General features: G+C 56.6%; 19 protein-coding genes and 1 pseudogene. 16 read left to right on the top strand and 4 right to left on the bottom strand.

Annotated features, from left to right (window positions below):
• Window positions 1–65: 65 nt before the first annotated feature.
• The 10 genes and pseudogenes from HZ99_RS28085 (at window position 66) to HZ99_RS21580 (ending at window position 9,948) form a co-directional block, all read left to right on the top strand.
• A complete protein-coding gene (locus HZ99_RS28085; protein ID WP_080727740.1) occupies window positions 66–305 on the top strand; it encodes a helix-turn-helix transcriptional regulator in 240 nt (79 codons plus the stop codon).
• Entirely contained in the window at window positions 298–888 is a 591-nt protein-coding gene (locus tag HZ99_RS21620) for a helix-turn-helix domain-containing protein (protein ID WP_223816914.1), read from the top strand. Before HZ99_RS28085 ends, HZ99_RS21620 begins: the two co-directional genes overlap by 8 nt.
• Before the next feature lie 298 nt (window positions 889–1,186).
• Window positions 1,187–3,550, top strand: a complete 2,364-nt coding sequence (gene hsdR / locus HZ99_RS21615) for an EcoAI/FtnUII family type I restriction enzme subunit R (RefSeq protein WP_038445923.1) — start codon at window positions 1,187–1,189, stop codon at window positions 3,548–3,550.
• Window positions 3,551–3,997: 447 nt separating this feature from the next.
• A pseudogene (locus HZ99_RS29660) lies at window positions 3,998–4,390 on the top strand (HNH endonuclease); the annotation flags it as partial.
• Window positions 4,391–4,392: 2 nt separating this feature from the next.
• Window positions 4,393–5,862, top strand: coding sequence for a type I restriction-modification system subunit M (locus HZ99_RS21605; protein ID WP_038445919.1), 1,470 nt, complete (start codon window positions 4,393–4,395; stop codon window positions 5,860–5,862).
• Entirely contained in the window at window positions 5,859–7,217 is a 1,359-nt protein-coding gene (locus HZ99_RS21600) for a restriction endonuclease subunit S (protein ID WP_080727739.1), read from the top strand. Before HZ99_RS21605 ends, HZ99_RS21600 begins: the two co-directional genes overlap by 4 nt.
• A gap of 12 nt (window positions 7,218–7,229) precedes the next feature.
• Window positions 7,230–8,198, top strand: a complete 969-nt coding sequence (locus HZ99_RS21595) for an IS5 family transposase (RefSeq protein WP_038442563.1) — start codon at window positions 7,230–7,232, stop codon at window positions 8,196–8,198.
• A gap of 111 nt (window positions 8,199–8,309) precedes the next feature.
• Window positions 8,310–8,759, top strand: a complete 450-nt coding sequence (locus HZ99_RS28080; RefSeq protein WP_144243187.1) for a restriction endonuclease subunit S — start codon at window positions 8,310–8,312, stop codon at window positions 8,757–8,759.
• Window positions 8,759–9,466 carry a DUF3800 domain-containing protein gene (locus HZ99_RS21585; protein WP_038445915.1) on the top strand — a complete coding sequence of 236 codons (708 nt, stop codon included), beginning with the start codon at window positions 8,759–8,761 and terminating at the stop codon, window positions 9,464–9,466. The genes HZ99_RS28080 and HZ99_RS21585 overlap by 1 nt, the downstream gene beginning before the upstream one ends.
• Window positions 9,463–9,948: a hypothetical protein gene (locus HZ99_RS21580; protein WP_038445914.1), complete on the top strand. Its 486-nt coding sequence runs from the start codon at window positions 9,463–9,465 to the stop codon at window positions 9,946–9,948. The genes HZ99_RS21585 and HZ99_RS21580 overlap by 4 nt, the downstream gene beginning before the upstream one ends.
• A 177-nt stretch (window positions 9,949–10,125) precedes the next feature.
• On the opposite strand, the gene HZ99_RS21575 is transcribed toward HZ99_RS21580, so the two are convergent.
• Together HZ99_RS21575 and HZ99_RS21570 are read right to left on the bottom strand one after the other, a co-directional pair.
• Window positions 10,126–10,710, bottom strand: a complete 585-nt coding sequence (locus tag HZ99_RS21575) for a recombinase family protein (RefSeq protein WP_051903215.1) — start codon at window positions 10,708–10,710, stop codon at window positions 10,126–10,128.
• A 98-nt stretch (window positions 10,711–10,808) separates the two neighbouring features.
• Window positions 10,809–11,375 carry a recombinase family protein gene (locus tag HZ99_RS21570; RefSeq protein ID WP_003159185.1) on the bottom strand — a complete coding sequence of 189 codons (567 nt, stop codon included), beginning with the start codon at window positions 11,373–11,375 and terminating at the stop codon, window positions 10,809–10,811.
• Between the two features lie 181 nt (window positions 11,376–11,556).
• Here HZ99_RS21570 and HZ99_RS21565 point away from each other — a divergent pair, with 181 nt between their 5' ends.
• The 6 genes from HZ99_RS21565 (at window position 11,557) to HZ99_RS21540 (ending at window position 16,678) form a co-directional block, all read left to right on the top strand.
• Window positions 11,557–11,808: an AbrB/MazE/SpoVT family DNA-binding domain-containing protein gene (locus HZ99_RS21565; protein WP_003108276.1), complete on the top strand. Its 252-nt coding sequence runs from the start codon at window positions 11,557–11,559 to the stop codon at window positions 11,806–11,808.
• Entirely contained in the window at window positions 11,805–12,200 is a 396-nt protein-coding gene (locus HZ99_RS21560; protein ID WP_003159186.1) for a type II toxin-antitoxin system VapC family toxin, read from the top strand. Before HZ99_RS21565 ends, HZ99_RS21560 begins: the two co-directional genes overlap by 4 nt.
• An 11-nt stretch (window positions 12,201–12,211) precedes the next feature.
• Window positions 12,212–12,748: a hypothetical protein gene (locus HZ99_RS21555; RefSeq protein ID WP_003159187.1), complete on the top strand. Its 537-nt coding sequence runs from the start codon at window positions 12,212–12,214 to the stop codon at window positions 12,746–12,748.
• Between the two features lie 283 nt (window positions 12,749–13,031).
• Window positions 13,032–13,271 carry a ribbon-helix-helix domain-containing protein gene (locus tag HZ99_RS21550; RefSeq protein ID WP_017335987.1) on the top strand — a complete coding sequence of 80 codons (240 nt, stop codon included), beginning with the start codon at window positions 13,032–13,034 and terminating at the stop codon, window positions 13,269–13,271.
• Window positions 13,271–13,681, top strand: a complete 411-nt coding sequence (locus HZ99_RS21545) for a putative toxin-antitoxin system toxin component, PIN family (protein WP_017335986.1) — start codon at window positions 13,271–13,273, stop codon at window positions 13,679–13,681. The genes HZ99_RS21550 and HZ99_RS21545 overlap by 1 nt, the downstream gene beginning before the upstream one ends.
• Window positions 13,682–13,684: 3 nt before the next feature.
• Window positions 13,685–16,678, top strand: a complete 2,994-nt coding sequence (locus HZ99_RS21540) for a Tn3 family transposase (protein WP_038445910.1) — start codon at window positions 13,685–13,687, stop codon at window positions 16,676–16,678.
• Between the two features lie 102 nt (window positions 16,679–16,780).
• On the opposite strand, the gene HZ99_RS21535 is transcribed toward HZ99_RS21540, so the two are convergent.
• Window positions 16,781–17,632, bottom strand: a complete 852-nt coding sequence (locus tag HZ99_RS21535; protein WP_017735064.1) for a universal stress protein — start codon at window positions 17,630–17,632, stop codon at window positions 16,781–16,783.
• 11 nt (window positions 17,633–17,643) lie between these two features.
• Entirely contained in the window at window positions 17,644–19,131 is a 1,488-nt protein-coding gene (locus tag HZ99_RS21530) for a SulP family inorganic anion transporter (protein WP_038445908.1), read from the bottom strand.
• Window positions 19,132–19,205 lie beyond the last annotated feature (74 nt).

Below are 19,205 nucleotides of genomic sequence, written 5' to 3'. Positions count from 1 at the left end.
CCCAACACATATGCGTATTGCAGCACTTGAGGATCGCCGCAACGCCACCGCCTGAGCATTGATAAATGTCAGCACATGCTATTGCACTTGGCTCTGATGAGCCGCGCTTCCTACGTCTTCCTGACGTTGAATTCGCGGTTGGGAAAAAGAGATCCACGATCTATCGCGACATAGCGGCGGGAAAATTCCCTGCTCCGTATGACTTGGGCAGCAGCAGATCGGTGGGCTGGCTCAGCACCGAAATATCTGCCTGGATCCTGAGCCGGCCGCGCGTGCAGCTTCGCGGGGAACATGACAATGACTAACGCCCTATCCCCACTGCACGCACAGACCCAATGGTTCCATGTTTTCAGGGCTATGATCGATCAAGGTGAAGTAGCGCGAATCGGCCCCCATGCGTTTACGGTTTATGCCGTTATCAAGGCGCACGCAAATTATTCCTCAGGTACAGCGCATCCAGGCATCGAACGAATTTCTGAGCAGTCAGGCGTCAGTCCTGCACAAATCAAACGTGCGTTAAGGGTTCTAGAAACGGCAGGGCTTATCACAAAGAAAAGATCTGGTCGCTCCAACATTTACACCCTACGCGAAAAAATTCAGGTTACCGAGGACGGTCGGCCCCTCGCCGTAGCTGCCTGGAGTTATGTGCCGAGTACCGCCCAGCATGCGGTTTCCGAGATCAAAAACGCACTTGCTACAGGCAATCTCGTAGGTACGAGAACTCTGAATATCGAGCGACTGAACCTACAAATCAATCTGGCCAGGGGAAACTCCCAAATCAATTTAGACTCATTGCTCACCGACCTGGACAGGTTGCCAGCAGGCATACGGGACAAGCTACGGAGAAACCTCAACCGCAGTGACGGTGTTATACACAGCTCAGAGTGATACGTATCCATCTGAGCCGCCTAGGGTGTCGATAGAGCTCATCTAGAGCTCTATCGCGTCGAAAACCAGCTCAGACTGAGCCCCTAAAAAGAAAGAATAAAAAATAAAAAGAACAGCGGGGACGACGTAAGACAAAAGCGCTGTTATGACAGCCGTTTCTCTCGCCTACTACTTTAGCCGCCCAATCTGACCGTCTCTCCCCCTGATCAACGCTAAACAAGGTACATTTGCGCAAATAGAACACGATCAGCAGTGCCGGAATGGAGCGACCTTACCGGCTTGAAAGGGAATTGGAGTTATGGACAAAAAGTCGCTTTCCGAGCGGGATATCTGCAGCAAGTTCATCGTCCCAGCAGTCCAGCAAGCCGGCTGGGACATGCACAAGCAGGTGCGCGAGGAAGTCAGCTTCACAAAGGGCCGCATCATCGTCCGGGGCAAGCTACATAGCCGGGGAGAGTCCCGCCGTGCCGACTTCATCCTTTACCACCAGGCCAACCTGCCCATCGCCGTGATCGAGGCGAAGGACAACAAGCACTCAGTTGGCTCGGGCATGCAGCAGGCCCTGGGCTATGCCGAGGCGCTGGATGTGCCGTTCGTGTTTTCCAGCAATGGCGATGGCTTTCTATTCCATGACCGCAGCGGCACGGGCGATCAGGTAGAAATCGAGCTGCGCCTCGACCAGTTCCCCAGCCCTGACGAGCTCTGGCAGCGCTACTGCCAGTGGAAGGGCCTGGATGACCAAGCCCAACACAAGATCGCAGCGCCCTACTACGACGACGGCACCGGGCGTATGCCGCGCTACTACCAGATGAACGCCATCAACCGCACCGTTGAAGCAGTGGCACGTGGTCAGGGTCGCGTGCTGCTGGTCATGGCCACCGGCACCGGCAAAACCTACACCGCCTTCCAGATCATCTGGCGGCTGTGGAAGTCCAAGCAGAAGAAACGCATCCTCTTTCTGGCCGACCGCAATATCCTGGTCGACCAGACCAAGAACAACGACTTCAAGCCGTTCGGCCAAGCGATGACCAAGATCGCCAAACGGCAGATCGACACCTCCTACGAGATCTACCTGTCGCTCTATCAGGCCGTCACCGGCACTGAAGAAGAGATGAACATCTACAAGCAGTTCTCCCGCGATTTCTTTGACCTTATCGTGATCGACGAATGCCATCGTGGCAGTGCCGCCGAGGATTCCGCCTGGCGCGAGATTCTCGACTACTTCTCCAGCGCTACCCATATCGGCCTTACCGCCACGCCAAAGGAAACAAAGGAGGTGTCCAGCATCACCTACTTTGGCGAGCCGATTTACAGCTACACCCTCAAGCAGGGCATCGAAGACGGCTTTCTGGCGCCCTACAAAGTGGTGCGCATCGACTTCGACAAGGATCTGCAAGGCTGGCGGCCGCCCAAGGGCATGCTCGATAAGAATGGCGAGCTGATCGAAGACCGCATCTACAACCTCAAGGACATGGATCGCACCCTGGTCATCGAGGCACGCACCCAGCTAGTGGCGCAGAAGGTCAGCGAATTCCTCAAGGCCACCGATCCGTACCAGAAGACCATCGTCTTCTGCGACGACATCAACCATGCCGAGCGAATGCGCCAGGCTCTGGTCAACCTCAACCCGGAGCGTGTGGCCGAGAACCGCAAATACGTCATGCGCATCACCGGCGATGACCAGGAAGGCAAGGCCGAGCTGGATAACTTCATCAACCCGGAAGAACGCTACCCGGTCATAGCCACCACCAGCAAGCTGATGACCACCGGCGTCGATGCGCAGACCTGCAAGTTGATTGTGCTCGACCAGCACATCAAGTCGATGACCGAGTTCAAGCAGATCATCGGTCGCGGCACCCGCATCAACGAGGATTTCGGCAAGTACTGGTTCACCATCATGGACTTCAAGAAGGCCACCGAGCTGTTTGCCGACCCGGCCTTCGATGGTGACCCGGTGGTGATCTATGCCCCCGAAGGTGATGATTCGCCCGTGCCGCCGGATAACCCGCTGGCCGATGAAGACGGCATCAGCGCAGGCAGCGATTCCGAGGGCAATGATCTGGAGTTCACCGGCGAGGATGACGGCAAGAAGCGCCTCAAGTACGTCGTCGACAGCATCCCGATCTACGTCATTGCCGAGCGTGTGCAGTATTACGGCCCGGACGGCCGGCTGATCACCGAATCACTGCACGACTACACCCGCGCCTGTGTGCAAAAACAGTTCGTCTCGCTGGATGACTTCCTCCGGCGCTGGAGTGATGCCGAGCAGAAGAAGGCCATCATCGACGAGATGGCCGCCCAAGGCGTGATGTGGGAAGCACTGGCCGAAGAGGTGGAAAAGAAACACGGCAAGCCCCTCGATCCGTTCGACCTCATCTGCCACGTCGCCTTCGACCAACCTGCCCTGTCACGCCGCGAGCGCGCGGAGCAGGTGAAAAAGCGCAACTACTTCGCCAAGTATTCCGGCGCAGCCCGCCAGGTGCTGGAAGCGCTGCTGGATAAATACGCCGACACCGGCATCGAGCATATCGAGGACATCAAAATCCTCCAGCTCGACCCATTCAGCCAGATCGGTGCGCCCATCGAACTGGTCAAGGCCTTTGGCGGCAAAGCCGGCTATAACAAGGCCATCCATGAACTGGAAGACGAGCTTTACGCCTAACCCATGCAAAAGCTGAATTCATTTGAAATTGCCGCCGAGCTTCAACGCCTAGGTTACGCCTTGGCCGTCAATAACAAACACGCTAACGGCTATAAGCACCCGGCCTTAGATGGCTGTGTATTCGTGAAAATGAGTAAAACGGGCACCCCTGTTTGTGAGCAACCTTTTCTCATTCATCCTGACCATCTCGACTCACCAAGCTGGAGAAAAATCAAAGTTCTCTCGCCCAGCGAGCCGAATATGGAATACAAAAACACCAATATGACGGGGTTTCCCAAAGTACCGGGGTCAGATAGCAAGCTGGCTGTTGCTTTGGATATCTCCTCCCGGACTGACCTTCAACTTCTGCTAGAGCTGCTGAGGCACCGTGGACTTGGCGCAGCGGCAATCCTGCACGTGGAAATGTCCAAGTCTGAGCAGCTTGACGTGATGCTTAAAATAAGCGGCATCACTGACACAGAACGGGAAGCCCTGATCAAAGTTCGGATCGGCCAAGGCGGTTACCGCGACGCTTTGCTGGTCTATTGGGGCGGATGCGCAGTGACTGACTGCTACGTATCCGCGCTATTACGTGCCTCGCACATCAAACCCTGGCGCGCAGCCAGTGCGAGTGAGCGTCTCGATCCATACAATGGTTTGCTGCTCACCCCCAACCTCGATCTGGCCTTCGATCAGGGCCTGATCAGTTTCGATGACGAAGGGCAGATTCTTCTTGGCGAAGATCTGGACGCGAATAGCGCTCGCGCGCTGAATCTCACCCCCGAATTGCGCTTGCGTCAGATAGAAGTGCGTCATCGCGCTTATCTGGCCTGGCACCGCGAACATTTGTTTAGGAAGTAAGCATGTCTATTAGCAGTACCATCAAATCCATCCAGGACATCATGCGCAAAGACGTAGGCGTCGACGGCGACGCCCAGCGCATAGGCCAACTGGTCTGGCTTCTGTTCCTCAAGATCTTCGATGACCGCGAACTGGAATGGGAGCTGATGGATGACAACTACCGCTCGCCCATCCCCGAAAGCTGTCGTTGGCGTACCTGGGCCGCCAACCCGGAAGGCATGACTGGCGACTCCCTGAAGGACTTTATCGACAACAACCTGTTCCCGCAGCTGCAAAATCTGCACGAATACAGCAACACGCCATCAGCCTTCGTGGTGCGCAGCGTGTTTGAAGACGCCTACAACTACATGAAGTCCGGCCAGTTGCTGCGCCAAGTGATCAACAAGATTCAGGAAGGCGTGGACTTCAACAAGGCCCAGGAGCGCCACGAGTTCGGCAACCTCTACGAGCAACTGCTGCGCGACCTGCAGAACGCCGGCAACGCCGGGGAGTTCTACACCCCGCGCCCGGTCACCGAGTTCATGGTGCGCATGGTCGACCCCAAGCTGGAAGAAAAGGTCATGGACCCGGCCTGCGGCACCGGCGGTTTCCTCACCTGCGCAATCGAGCACAAACGCAGCCACTATGTAAAAACCGCCGAAGACGAACGCACCTTGCAGGCCAGCATCTTTGGTGTGGAGAAAAAGCCACTGCCACATCTGCTAGCCACCACCAATATGATCCTGCACGGTATCGAGGTGCCCAACCAGATCCGCCACGACAACACCCTGAGCAAACCGCTGATCAGTTGGGGGCCGAGCGAGCGGGTGCACTGCATCGTCGCCAACCCGCCGTTCGGCGGCATGGAAGAAGACGGCATCGAAACCAACTTCCCCGCCGCCTTCCGCACCCGCGAAACCGCCGACCTGTTTCTAGTGCTGATCATGCAACTGCTGAAAGACGGTGGCCGAGCCGCCGTGGTGCTGCCCGACGGCTTTCTTTTTGGCGAAGGCATCAAGAGCCGCATCAAGGAAAAGCTGCTGACCGAGTGCAATCTGCACACCATCGTTCGCCTGCCCAACGGCGTATTCAACCCCTACACCGGCATCAAAACCAACCTGTTGTTCTTCACCAAGGGTACGCCGACCAAACAGGTGTGGTTCTACGAACACCAGTACCCGGCAGGCTACAAGAGCTACTCCAAAACCAAGCCCATGCGCATCGAAGAATTTGCCGTGGAAGAAGCCTGGTGGGGCAACGAGGCCGATGGTTTTGCCGCACGGCAAACTGGCGAATTTGCTTGGAAGGTCAGCTTCGAAGAGCTGCAAGCACGCAACTGGAACCTCGATTGCAAAAATCCGCATATCGGTGAACAGATCAGCCACGATCCGGACGAACTACTGCAGGGCTACGCCGCCCTGCAAGGCGAAATCAGCGAGCTGCGCGACCAGCTCAAGGCCGTGCTGGCCGAAGCCTTGGAGCGCGATATATGAACGCGCGCAATCAATTGGAAGAGGGCTGCAATCGCCTAGCCAGCACCCTGCTGACCGACAACCTACCGCTACTGGCCGGCGCGACCAACGGCATCAAAAAGCTGCGTGAATTGATTCTGGAGTTGGCTGTGCGCGGCAAATTGGTGCCGCAAGATCCGAGTGATGAGCCGGCCAGCGAGTTGCTCAAGCGGATTGCCGAAGCAAAGGCGCAAGACACTTCAGGTCGGAAGAAGTCTAGCGAACAAGGACCAAGTGTTTCTGGTGAAATCAGTAAATTTGATTTACCAAGCGGATGGCGCTGGGTGCGCTTCGGAGATATTGCTCAACACAACTCTGGGAAAACACTGGATAAGGGAAGAAATACTGGAGTTGCTAGGGATTACATAACAACTTCAAATCTCTATTGGGGACGATTTGAGCTCGCCAATGTTCGCCAAATGCTCATGGAAGAAAGTGACTTAGCACGCTGCACTGCAACAAGAAATGATCTATTGATTTGTGAAGGAGGAGAGGCTGGGCGTGCAGCAGTCTGGGATCAAGAGCGTGAGATATGCTTTCAAAACCATGTACATCGGGCTCGGTTCTATGGTGGCGTCCATCCCTACTACGCTCAACGGTACTTTGAAAAGCTAAATTACTCAGGTGAGATATCTGGGTATCGAAAGGGCGTTGGCATATCAAACATGTCAAGTAAGTCACTGGCATCTATAACAATGCCACTGCCCCCTACGGCTGAACAACACCGTATCGTCGCCAAAGTCGATGAACTGATGGCCCTGTGCGACCGCCTAGAAGCCCAGCAGGCCGACGCCGAAAGCGCCCACGCCAAACTGGTGCAGGCGCTGCTCGACAGCCTGACCCAGGCCTGCGCGTCCCCCGACTTCGCCGCCAGCTGGCAACGCCTGGCCGAACACTTCCACGCTCTGTTCACTACCGAAGCCAGCATCGACGCTCTCAAGCAAACCCTGCTGCAACTGGCCGTGATGGGCAAACTGGAACCGCAAGATTCTAGGGATGAACCGGCAAGTGATCTGCTGGAAGTAATAGTTAACGAGATTGCACTGCTTCATTCAGAAGGAAAAATCAGAAAGCCAAAACCGATAGACCCTATTTCTACAGAGGAAGAAGCGTTTGAAACGCCCAAAGGCTGGAAGTGGGTGAGGCTTTCGCAGATAACGCGACAATTAGGCGATGGCTTGCACGGGACGCCAATTTACAGCCAGGATGGCGAGTATTACTTTGTAAATGGAAACAACTTGACGGGAGGCAAGATAGTCATCAAGCCAGAAACCAAAACCGTTAGGGAAACTCCGAACAAGTCTCCAAGTATGCTGAAATACAGCCTCACCACCTGACCCGAGTGCTTCATGAGCCAGATGAGCTTTTCCGATTTCGAATACGCGGGCAAGCGCAAGCAAACACGCCGCGAACGGTTCCTCGCCGAGATGGATCAGGTCGTGCCCTGGAGCGGTTTACTGGCGTTGATCGAGCCGTATTATCCGAAGGCTGGCGGTGGCCGCAAACCGTATCCGCTGGAAACCATGCTGCGCATTCACTTGCTGCAAAACTGGTTCTCGCTGAGCGATCCTGCCATGGAAGAAGCGCTGTATGAAATCACGCCCATGCGCCAGTTTGCGCACTTGACCCTGAGCGCGCCGATCCCTGAAGACACCACGATCATGAACTTCCGGCACCTGCTGGAGAAACATAAGTTGGCGCCGGCGATCCTGGCGGTCATCAACGGTTATTTGCAGGAGAAAGGCCTCTCGCTGCGCCAGGGCACCATCGTCGATGCGACGATTATCCACGCGCCCAGTTCGACTAAAAACGAGGACGGTAAACGCGATCCAGAGATGCATCAGACGAAGAAAGGCAATCAATATTTCTTCGGAATGAAGGCCCATATTGGTGCCGACGTTGAGTCGGGGCTGGTTCACCACGTTCACGGCACCGCGGCGAATGTAGCCGATGTCACTCAGGTTGCCGAACTGCTGCACGGCGAGGAAAACGCGGTCTACGCCGATGCTGGTTACACCGGTGTCGAGAAGCGCGAAGAGCATGAAAACCGTGAAGTGGTTTGGCAAATCGCCGCGCGACGCAGCACCTATTCCAAGCTGAGCAAGCGCAGCGTGCTGTACAAAGCCAAGCGCAAAATCGAGTACCTCAAAGCCCAGACACGGGCCAAGGTCGAACACCCATTTCGGGTGATCAAACGTCAGTTCGGTTATGTGAAAGTGCGCTTTCGCGGCCTGATGAAAAACACCGCTCAATTGACCACGCTGTTTGCCTTGTCCAATTTATGGATGGCTCGAAAAAAGCTGATGGGTATGGGCTAATTACGCGCGTAACACGGAGAAATGGGCTGACAAGCTCGCCAAGGCGGCGCGTACGGGATATTTCGCGGTCAATAGCGCCAAATTCAGCGGGATTTTCAACTTGCCGCACGGTTGCGGCAAGTTGATCGGAGCTTCCTTAGTGAAAGCGAGCATTCCAAACATAAAAAGCCCTTGGATGAGCAAAGCATTCTAGTTTCGATCAACGGCACTATCGGAAATATTGCGTTTTATAACTCTGAAAAAATTATTCTTGGAAAAAGCGCCTGCTACTTCAACCTTGCCAGCGGGGTATCCAAACACTTTGTCAGATTGTTGATTGAGGCTCCTGGGTTTATGAAGTACGCCTTGAAAAGCGCTACTGGAACCACAATCAAGAATCTTGGCCTCAAAGCAATGAATGACTATCCAATTGCCTTGCCACCTCTCGCCGAACAACACCGCATCGTCGCCAAAGTCGATCAGTTCATGGCCCTCTGTGACCAACTGAAAACCCGCCTAACCCTGGCTCGCCAACTTAACGAACAACTGGCCAGCACCTTGGTCAAGCAAGCGGTGGAGTGATGAGCGAAACCTTCAATATTTATTGCGACGAGTCCTGCCACCTAGAGAATGATGGCCAGAAGGCCATGGTGCTGGGTGCAGTCTGGTGCCCTGAAACGAAGCGTCTGGAGATCGCCAAACGTCTGCGTGAAATCAAGGCCAGGCACAAGCTGCCAGCGGACTTCGAGATCAAGTGGACCAAGGTGGGCTCGACCAAACTGCAGTTCTACCTGGACTGCATCGACTATTTCTTCGATGACGATGATCTGCATTTTCGCGCCCTAATCGTGACCGACAAGGCGCGCCTCAATCATGGGCAGTACTGCCAGAGCCATGATGACTGGTACTACAAAATGTACTTCTCGATGCTCAAGACCATCTTTGAGCCAGACGCTGGCTATCACGTCTACATCGACATCAAGGACACTCTGGGGCATGAGAAGGTCGCCAAGCTCCATGAGGTGCTAGCCAACAACGCATATGACTTCTCCCGCAAGGTGATTCGCCGGGTGCAACGCATCCACTCCCATGAAGCGCAGCAGCTACAGTTAGCCGATCTGCTGATCGGCGCACTGTCCTACCTGCATCGCGGACTTGGCGGCAGCGAGGCCAAAATGCGACTGATAGAGCGTATCCGCGAGCGCAGCCGCTACAACCTGAAGCAAAACACGCTGTTGCGCGAGTCCAAGCTCAACCTGTTCTTCTGGAATGGGAGCAACGGAGCATGAGTCTACCGGGCTGGCTGCCGCCGCTGGAGGAACTGAAGGCTTACGGTGGCGATTTTTCTCGTTATCTGGAGGCCATCTACCAGATCTTCTGTGCCGACTTCGTTGAGTCTAAAACCGTATTCGAAGGGAAACGTCTGGGCTTAAAGCGACACCCGGTTATCCAGGGGAAGGAGGCGACATTTTGGCACATGATTTCAGAGGGAGCCGTCGAAGCCGACCGCCTGCCAGACTTTCGGCGCTTCGAACGCATCCGTTGGCCAAAACCATTCATCGAAAACGCTGCCGATCCCGCACTCAAAGTATGGCGAGAGTCCCGTAAAGGAAGCACGAGAGTTCATATTTGGTTTTCTGAAGCGCAATACCTTGTAGTTCTCGACGAACGCGAGACCTACATCCTGCCGTGGACGGCTTATCCAGTAGACCAAATACATGAACAGCGAAAGCTGGAAAGACGCTGGGAGAAGTATAGCGAGGAGGATTAGGCTGGCCGCGCCCTCCGCAGGAGGACGGGGCCGTAACTCCTTCTACGCTGACACCCTAAGGCTGGTAGATGAGCTGGAGCAGACAGTAGGTGTTCCTGAACGCAATTTCAAGCGACTTAACGGTATTTCAGACGACTGTCTAGGTTGCGATTGTTTTCTTCCGCTACGGCGGACACCCTAAGACGACTCAGGCGACTCCGGCGCACTGAATGAGCGGGCATAACGATACAAAGTCGTCCGCGAAATGCCATAGCGTCGGGCCACGTCTCCAGGCTGTATCTCAGGATCTTTGAGCAGGGCTTGTATCTCGCGTAGCTGGCGGTCATTCAAACTACGCTTGCGTCCGCCTTTTCGCCCACGTGCACGAGCCGCCGCCAGCCCTGCGCGGGTGCGCTCTCGAATCAGGTTGCGCTCGAACTCAGCCAAGGCAGCGAACACATGAAAGATCAGCTTGCCGGCAGCGCTGGTGGTTTCAATTCGTTCGTTGATCGACTCGAACCCCACTCCATCCTGCTCAAGTCGACTGACGATCCCAACCAGGTCAGGTAAGGAGCGGCCGAGGCGGTCCAGTCGCCATACGACCAGAGTGTCGCCACTACGCAGAGCCTTGAGACAATGCCCCAACTCCGGCCTATCCGCTGACTTGCCGCTCATGGTCTCTTCGTAAACTACGGAGCACCCAGCCAGGGTGAGTGCATCTCGCTGCAAGTCGAGGTTCTGATCATCAGTCGACACTCGAGCATATCCAATCCGCTTTCCCATACGTTTTTCTCACACTGATTTCGGTACGGGAAAAGTGACAGGAAAGCGGTAAATCCCAAGTCCAAAATGTCATTTTCAGAAGACGACTGCACGGAATATCAGGAGTCGGCTGCACTGGTGGATTGCAGCGCGGTGTACAGGGCCGTCTTGCTCACCTTGAGCCGTGTAGCGGCCTCTCGGACATTAAGCCCGTTGGCGATGTGCTCCCGCGCTCGCTGCAACTTGTCGGCGGTGACAACCGGCTTTCGCCCGCCCTTCCTCCCACGAGCGGCGGCGGCAGTCAACCCGGCCTTGGTGCGCTCGCGGATCAAGTCGCGCTCGAACTGGCCCAGCGCGCCGAACACGTGGAAGATGAGCCGCCCGCCTGGCGTGGTGGTGTCGATGGCTTCCGTCAGAGAACGGAAGCCGACGCCTCGCGCTTCCAGCGCGCCTATCGTTTCGATTAGGTGCGGCATAGAGCGCCCGAGCCGATCCAGCCGCCAGACGGCCAGCACGTCGCCGTCGCGCAGGTAGGCCAGCGCATCAGCCAAGCCGGGGCGGTCGGCCTTGGCCCCGGAAGCCGTGTCCTCGAAAACGCGCTCGCAGCCTGCCTTGCGTAGCGCATCCGTCTGCAAGGCGGTGTCCTGTTCCGCCGTCGATACCCGCGCATAGCCGATCAGTGCCATTTGCCGCCTCTCTTGTCCGTCATTCCGTCCGCCTATCTTAATGTCCGACAACCCGTTGTGCAATAACTTTGCTGGACAGTGTCCGGCATGGCCGACTAATGATCGTTTGACGGACATTGACGGTAAGGCATTTTTGCATTACTATGTGAAGCATCAACCTTGATTGCGAGGGCAAACCACCATGACCACATTGACCGTTACCGCACGGGGACAAGTGACGTTTCGGAAGGACGTACTGCAACACCTCGGCATCAGGCCAGGCGACAAGATCGAGCTGGACTTGTTGCCAGACGGTCGGGGCGTGCTCAAGGCGGCACGGCCCGCAGGGACGATAGCCAGCTTTGTCGGCCTGCTCGCGGGCAAGACGCAGAAGGTTGCCACCATCGAAGAAATCAACGAGGCGGCGGCGCAAGGCTGGGCAGGTAAGCAATGAAGGTCGCAGTCGATACCAACGTCCTTGTGCGTGCGGTTGTGCGTGACGATCCCGCACAAGCGGACGTTGCCGCCGCAGTCTTGACCGACGCCGAGTTGATCGCGGTCGCGCTGCCGTGCCTATGCGAATTTGTTTGGGTGCTGCTGCGTGTCTACGGCTTCCAGCAAGCCGACGCGGCCAGCGCGATCCGGGCACTACTGGCCGCCGCGAATGTGGAAGTGAACCGGCCTGCCGTGGAGGCTGGCTTGCTGGTGCTCGACGCGGGCGGAGACTTTGCCGATGGCGTCATTGCCTACGAAGGCAACTGGCTTGGCGGGGAAACCTTCGTTTCCTTCGATAAGAAGGCGGTGGCACTTCTCACGGCGCAAGGGCAATCAACGCGCCTTTTGTGACGGACATGAGCATGAACGAATTCCGCCGACTGGCCGCGAAGATCGACCAACACATGCAGCAGCTTGCCGCCCAGGGTGTCAGCGAGGCCCATGCCATCATCAATCGCATGATGGGGTACGGGCCTGACCTGCACAGGATTTGGGTCGGCACATCCGATCAGCAGCTCATGGCGCTGTCCCGCGAGTTCCCAGGGTTCTACCGCTACGCCCGCATCATGGAAGAGGCATCCGAAGCCGAGCGCCGCAAGGCTTCGCGGCCCTATGACGGCATGGCCGAGTTCTCCGAACAGCACAAGCAAATGGGCGCGCAACTGCTGACCACGGCGGCCACGCTTGAGCGTGGCTACCAGGCGTTTCGTGCGAGCGGCAGTCTCCAAGACTTCCGGCCTCAGCTCGACGAGCTGGGCCGCCTGCATCGGCAATGGCTGTCCGACCTGGAAGCCTTCAAAGACTCGCTGCGCACGCAGGGCGCAGAACCCAAGGTGCTGGAATACGTGAACGAGGCTTTCGGCCGCCTGGCCGAGCGCATCAAGCAGCTTGCCGGTTGATCGCCGGAATTTTCGGCGGTTCCGGCTTTGTCGCGCCGTGCACAAGAGTTCTGAGCAATTCCGATCTCTCGCGGCGCTTCGTGCATAGAACTTCTGACCGTTCCCGGTCAGAAGTTCTATGCACACACGGCGGCCAGCCCAGTGAACTGGTGCAGTCGCCTTCTGAAAACGACATGGGCAGGTCTTCCGTTAAAGTTCTATAAAACGAGGGTTTTATCGAACCGTTGCGGCGCAGTGAGGATCGAGTGTATAAACACATAAACACCTAACATTGGAAAAAGTCATGAATACCACTCGCTGGAACGTCGCCGTCTCCACCGACACCGACCAATCGCTTCGCATGTTTCTGGCCAGCCAAGGCGGTGGCCGTAAGGGCGACCTGTCGCGCTTCATCGAAGAAGCGGTGCGGGCACACATCCTGGAGCTGAGCGCCGAACAGGCCAAGGTTTCCAATGCCCATCTGAGTGAGGCCGAACTGACCGAAGCGGTTGAAGAAGCGCTCGACTGGGCGCGTAAGCGCTGATGCGGGTTGTATTGGATACCAACATTCTGTTCAGTGCGCTGATCTCACCGCATGGGTCTCCTGATGCGATCTATCGGGCCTGGCGTTCAGCTCGCTTCGAGGTGGTGACTTCACGGGCACAGCTCGACGAAATTCGTCGCGCCAGTCGTTACCCCAAGCTTCAGGCCATCCTTCAGCCTGCCAAAGTGGGGGCCATGATCAATAACCTGCAACGCGCCGTGGTATTGGAGCGGTTGACCATTGAGGTTGAAGCCGATGATCCGGATGACTCTTTTCTGCTGGCCATGGCTTTGGCGGGCAATGCGGACTACCTAGTAACCGGTGATCGACGCGCAGGCCTCTTGCAGCGCGGACATATCGAACGCACGCGGATTGTCACCCCCGCCGTGTTCTGCGCCGAGGTACTGTGATCGATGCCGGTTGGTTTTCTGACTCAGGAGCAACGCGACGGCTTTGGTCGCTACATCGATGCGCCCAGCCGTGATGAACTGGAGCGCTACTTCCACCTGAGCGATGAAGACCGTGAAGCCGTCCAGGTACTACGGGGCAACCATAACCGCTTGGGCTATGCCGTTCTGCTGACTACCGTTCGCTTCGTCGGTGTTTTGCCGGACAAACCCACGGCTGTGCCGGTGGAAGTCCTGCTTGTGCTTTGTCGGCAATTGGCAATCGCCGACCCTGACTGTCTTGTACGTTATAGCGATCATCGTCGCTGGATACATGCGGCCGATATTCAAGAGCGCTATGGCTATCGCCACTTTACTGACCCAGGCATCGGCTTTCGTTTGAGCCGATGGCTGTATGCCCTTTGCTGGACTGGTACTGATCGTCCTGGCGTGCTGTTCGAACGAGCTACCTCATGGCTGCTCACACAGAAAGTCCTATTGCCCGGAATTTCCCAGTTAGAGCGCTTCATTGCCCAACTGCGTAGCCGGGTTGAAGAACGCCTCTGGTACACCTTGGGCCGCAGCGTGACCGAGGAGCAAAGACAGCACCTACAAGACTTGCTTCTGGTGGCCGAAGGCAACCGTAGTTCCCGACTGGATCAACTACGCTCCGGCCCGGTGATGGTCAGTGGCCCTGCACTGGTTCGGGCGCTGCGTCGGCTGGATGATGTACGCGGGTTGGGTATCGCCTTACCGGCAGCTGCGCATATCCCTCCCAGCCGCATTGCCGCCCTGGCTCGCTTTGCCAACACCGCGAAGGTCACGGCCATCAATCGACTGCCGGCGTCGCGCCGGTTGGCGACGTTGGTGGCATTCGCGGTTTCCTTGGAAGCCAGTGCGCACGACGATGCTCTGGAAGTTCTGGAAGCGCTACTGCGTGATATCTTCAACAACGCAGAGAAGGCTGACAAGAAGGCTCGGTTGCGTAGTCTAAAAGACCTGGATCGCTCGGCGGCAATGCTCGCCGCTGCGTGCAAGGTCGTGCTGGATAGCTCGATCAGCGATGACAATGTCCGTGCCCGGCTGTTCAACGACCTGCCACGTGTCACGCTGGAGAAAGCCCTGGAAGAGGTCAATGCGTTGATCCGTCCGGCCAACGATGTGTTTTACCTCGCTCTGGAGGAGCGCTACCGCAGCGTGCGCCGTTTCCTTCCTGACTTATTGAAACATATTCGCTTCGGCTTCAGCCCGGCGGGTAAGGGTGTGGCGGCTAGTTTGGACTGGTTGCAACTGAACTTGCCTCGCAGGAAGCCGGAGGATGACGTGCCGCAGGAGATCGTGGCCAAGGCTTGGCAGAACCACATCACTCGCGAAGATGGCTCCCTCGACATGGGCGCCTATGTCTTCTGCACGCTTGATGCACTACGCACGGCCCTACGCCGCCGCGATGTCTTTGTTGCACCCAGTTGGCGCTATGCCGACCCGCGTATCGGTCTGCTCGATGGTGCAGAATGGCTGTCGGCGCGACCGATCATCTGTCGCTCACTGGGCCTGACTGTGAACGCCAAAACCACCTTGGACGCCTTGTCTGCCGAGCTGGATGCGACTTGGTACGCAGTCGCCGCTCGCCTGCCCGACAATCCTGCGATCCAGTTGAGTGAGAATACAGAGGGCAAAACCGAGCTGTCCATCGGAGCGCTGGAGAAGCTGGAAGAGCCCAACTCGTTGCTGCAACTGCGTGCAGCCGTGGCCGACTTGATGCCGCGTGTCGATTTGCCGGAAATCCTGTTAGAAATCGCCGCTCGTACCGGCTTCACTGAAGCCTTCACCCATGTGTCCGAACGCAATGCGCGGGCCGACAACTTGGTGACGAGTTTGTGCGCAGTGCTCTTGGGAGGAGCCTGTAACACCGGCCTGGAGCCCTTGACTCGCAACGACAACCAAGCGCTGCGCCGTGACCGAATGTCCTGGGTGAGCCAGAACTATCTCCGTGACGATACCCTGTCGGCAGCCAATGCCATTTTGGTGGCTGCGCAGAGTCAACTGGAGCTGGCTCAGGTCTGGGGCGGCGGCGAGGTGGCCTCCGCCGATGGCATGCGTTTTGTCGTACCTGTGCGTACCGTACATGCCGGCCCTAACCCGAAGTATTTCGGTACCGGCCGGGGCGTCACCTGGTACAACCTGATCTCCGACCAGTTTTCCGGTCTTAACGCCATTACGGTGCCCGGCACCCTGCGCGACAGCCTAGTATTGCTCGCGGTTGTGCTGGAACAACAGACCGAATTGCAGCCCACACAAATCATGACCGATACCGGTGCTTACAGCGATGTGGTGTTCGGGTTATTCCGTCTGCTCGGTTATCACTTCTGCCCGCGCCTGGCTGATGTCGGCGGTACCCGCTTCTGGCGCACCCGCCCGGACGCGGATTACGGCAAGCTCAACGGACTTGCTCGCCAGTCAGTCAAGCTCGACCTGATCGCCGAGCACTGGGATGACCTGTTGCGTTTGGCTGGCTCACTCAAACTTGGCCGAGTGCCGGCGACAGGCATCATGCGCACCCTACAAACGGGAGATCGTCCGACCCGTCTGGCCCAGGCGTTGGCAGAGTTCGGACGGATCGAGAAAACCCTGCATACGTTGACCTACATTGATGATGAGTCCAAGCGCCGCGCCACCCTGACCCAACTGAATCGCGGCGAAGGCCGACACAGCCTGGCTCGCGCCGTGTTCCATGGCAAACGAGGCGAGCTTCGCCAGCGCTACCGAGAAGGCCAGGAGGATCAACTCGGTGCCCTGGGCCTGGTGGTAAATATCATTGTGCTATGGAATACCCTCTACATGACGGCTGCCGTGGAGCGGTTAAAGCAGCACGGCTACCCGGTACAGGACGAAGACCTGGCTCGTTTGTCGCCGCTGATCTTCGAGCACATCAATATGTTGGGACGGTACTCCTTCGCGGTACCAGAAGAGGTCGCCCGAGGTGAGCTACGGCCACTGCGTAATCCAGACGACGATATTTAGGTGCGCAGGTCGAACTCAGTGGGCTATGTTGTCAGATAGCTTAGATGGGATTGACCACAGCATTTCTCAATAAGTAGAAACACTGTGGCTTAGAGAGTTATCTCAGCGCAGCAGCAATACAGGCATGGTGGCTGTTCGAAGCATCGTCGTAGTCGTGCTTCCTACCAAAAACTGCCTGATGCGTGAATGCCCATAGGCACCCATGACCAGCAGATCAATGCCGTGCTCTGTCTGATAATCGTGCAGAGCCGACTCCACCTCACCTTGTCTGATTTCAGCTTGGACTAGGAAGCCAGCCGAGAGAAGCATGCTTTGTGCTTTTCCCAGTGCCTCGTGATTGCTCACCGAATCTGCACCGACCGTAACAAGATGAATGGGCAAGTCTTTGCAAAGCGAACTGGCGGCAAACATTTGGATGGTTTTGTAGGCTGTGGAGCTGCCGTCAAATGCGAGCATCACCTTTTCGGGCTTTTTATAGCTGTTGGCTGTGATCAGGATAGGCCGGTGAATTGTTCGCACTACAGCTTCTATCTGGCTGCCAAGGCTGTGCGCGTTGCGTGAGTTGTCTTCACCCACTCTTCCTATCACCAACAGTCGAATATCCTCCTGAAGGTCGCTCAGACTTTCTACCAAGTGTCCGTGGCGCTGCTTCAGCTCAGGAAACGCAGCGCCGGAAATGACCGTTCGCTCCCTGGCCTTTTCCAGCATGTGTTGGCCCTGTTCCAGAGCGAGTCTGGCGCGTTGGGCATCCAATGTAGCCAGCTCCTCCAGCAGATGCTCTCGACTGCCGAGACCAATATTTCCACTTAGGTCAGCTGCTGCTGGGTATTTCTCTTCATCCAATACGTGAAGCAAGGTAAGAGGCGCGTTGAGTCGCTGCGACGCCCATGCTGCGTAGTCGCAGACCGCCAATGAGGATTGTGAGTTATCAATACATGCCATTACGTGGGTCATTGTCGATCTCCTTAGTGGCTCATGAGCTTGTCGATGGCGCCAGGTTTGTCATGCACGCCAAAGCGGTCAACGATTGTGGCGCTGGCCTCATTTAGACCCAGCACTTCAACCTCGGCGCCCTCGCGACGGAACTTGATTACCACTTTATCCAGCGCGGCGACGGCGGTGATATCCCAGAAATGCGCCTGTGTCAGATCGATGGTGACCTTGTTGAGCGCTTCCTTGAAGTCAAAAACTTCGGTGAACTTGTCTGCCGAGCTGAAGAACACCTGGCCTACCACGCGGTAAGTCCGATGCGACTCCGTCTCTTCAAGACTGCTCTTGATATCGAGGTAATGTCCGACCTTGTTCGCAAAGAACAACGAAGCCAGCAGTACGCCGACCAACACGCCGTAAGCCAGATTATGCGTTGCCACGACCACCACAACGGTCGCGACCATGACGAGGTTGGTCGACAGTGGGTGCTCTTTCAGATTGCGCAAGGAATCCCAGCTAAAGGTGCCGATGGATACCATGATCATCACAGCAACCAATGCAGCCATCGGGATCTTGGAGAGCCATTCGCCGAGGAAAACGACCATCAGCAGCAAGAAAATGCCCGCGCACAATGTGGAGAGACGGGTACGTCCACCGGATTTCACGTTGATGATCGACTGGCCGATCATGGCGCAGCCTGCCATACCGCCGAGCATCCCGGCAGCGATGTTGGCAATGCCTTGACCCTTGCATTCACGGTTTTTGTTGCTGGTGGTATCGGTCAAATCGTCGACGATGGTCGCGGTCATCATGGACTCAAGCAGACCTACTACGGCCAAGGCGGCTGAGTACGGGAAGATGATGCGCAGAGTTTCAACGTTCAGCGGGACTTCAGGCCACAGGAAAATCGGCAGCGTGTCCGGCAGTTCGCCCATGTCACCCACAGTGCGGATATCCAGACCGAGGTAAATAGCAATGGCCGTCAGGGCCAGGATGCACACCAGCGGCGAGGGAATCAGCTTGCCGATCTTCGGTACATACGGAAACAGATAGATTATTCCGAGGCCCACTACGGTCATGGCGTAAACGTGCCAGGTCACGTTGGTCAATTCAGGTAACTGCGCCATGAAAATCAGAATCGCCAATGCATTCACAAAGCCTGTGACTACCGAGCGCGAAACAAAGCGCATCAGAGAGCCCAGTTTCAGGTATCCAGCGAGGATTTGAAGCGCCCCGCAGAGCAAGGTGGCTGCCAGCAAATACTGAAGCCCGTGATCTTTTACCAGGGTGACCATCAGCAGTGCCATCGCACCGGTAGCTGCCGAGATCATGCGGGGTCGACCGCCGACGAAGGCGATGACAGCACAGATACAGAAGGAGGCGTAGAGACCGACCTTGGGGTCGACGCCGGCAATGATAGAGAAAGCAATGGCCTCCGGGATCAGCGCGAGCGCGACCACGATCCCCGCGAGCACGTCTCCACGGACGTTGGAAAACCACGTTTGTTTGAGCGATTGCAGCATCAGAATATCCAAGGCAATGCACCACACGCACACCAGGCAGATGGCGAGCGCGTCGATACGAATTCAAGTTGTGA

It is taken from the genome of Pseudomonas fluorescens, from assembly GCF_000730425.1.
GTDB lineage: Bacteria > Pseudomonadota > Gammaproteobacteria > Pseudomonadales > Pseudomonadaceae > Aquipseudomonas > Aquipseudomonas fluorescens_X.
Note: the sequence above shows the minus strand (reverse complement) of the source record. Positions and strands in the feature narration are given on the sequence as shown.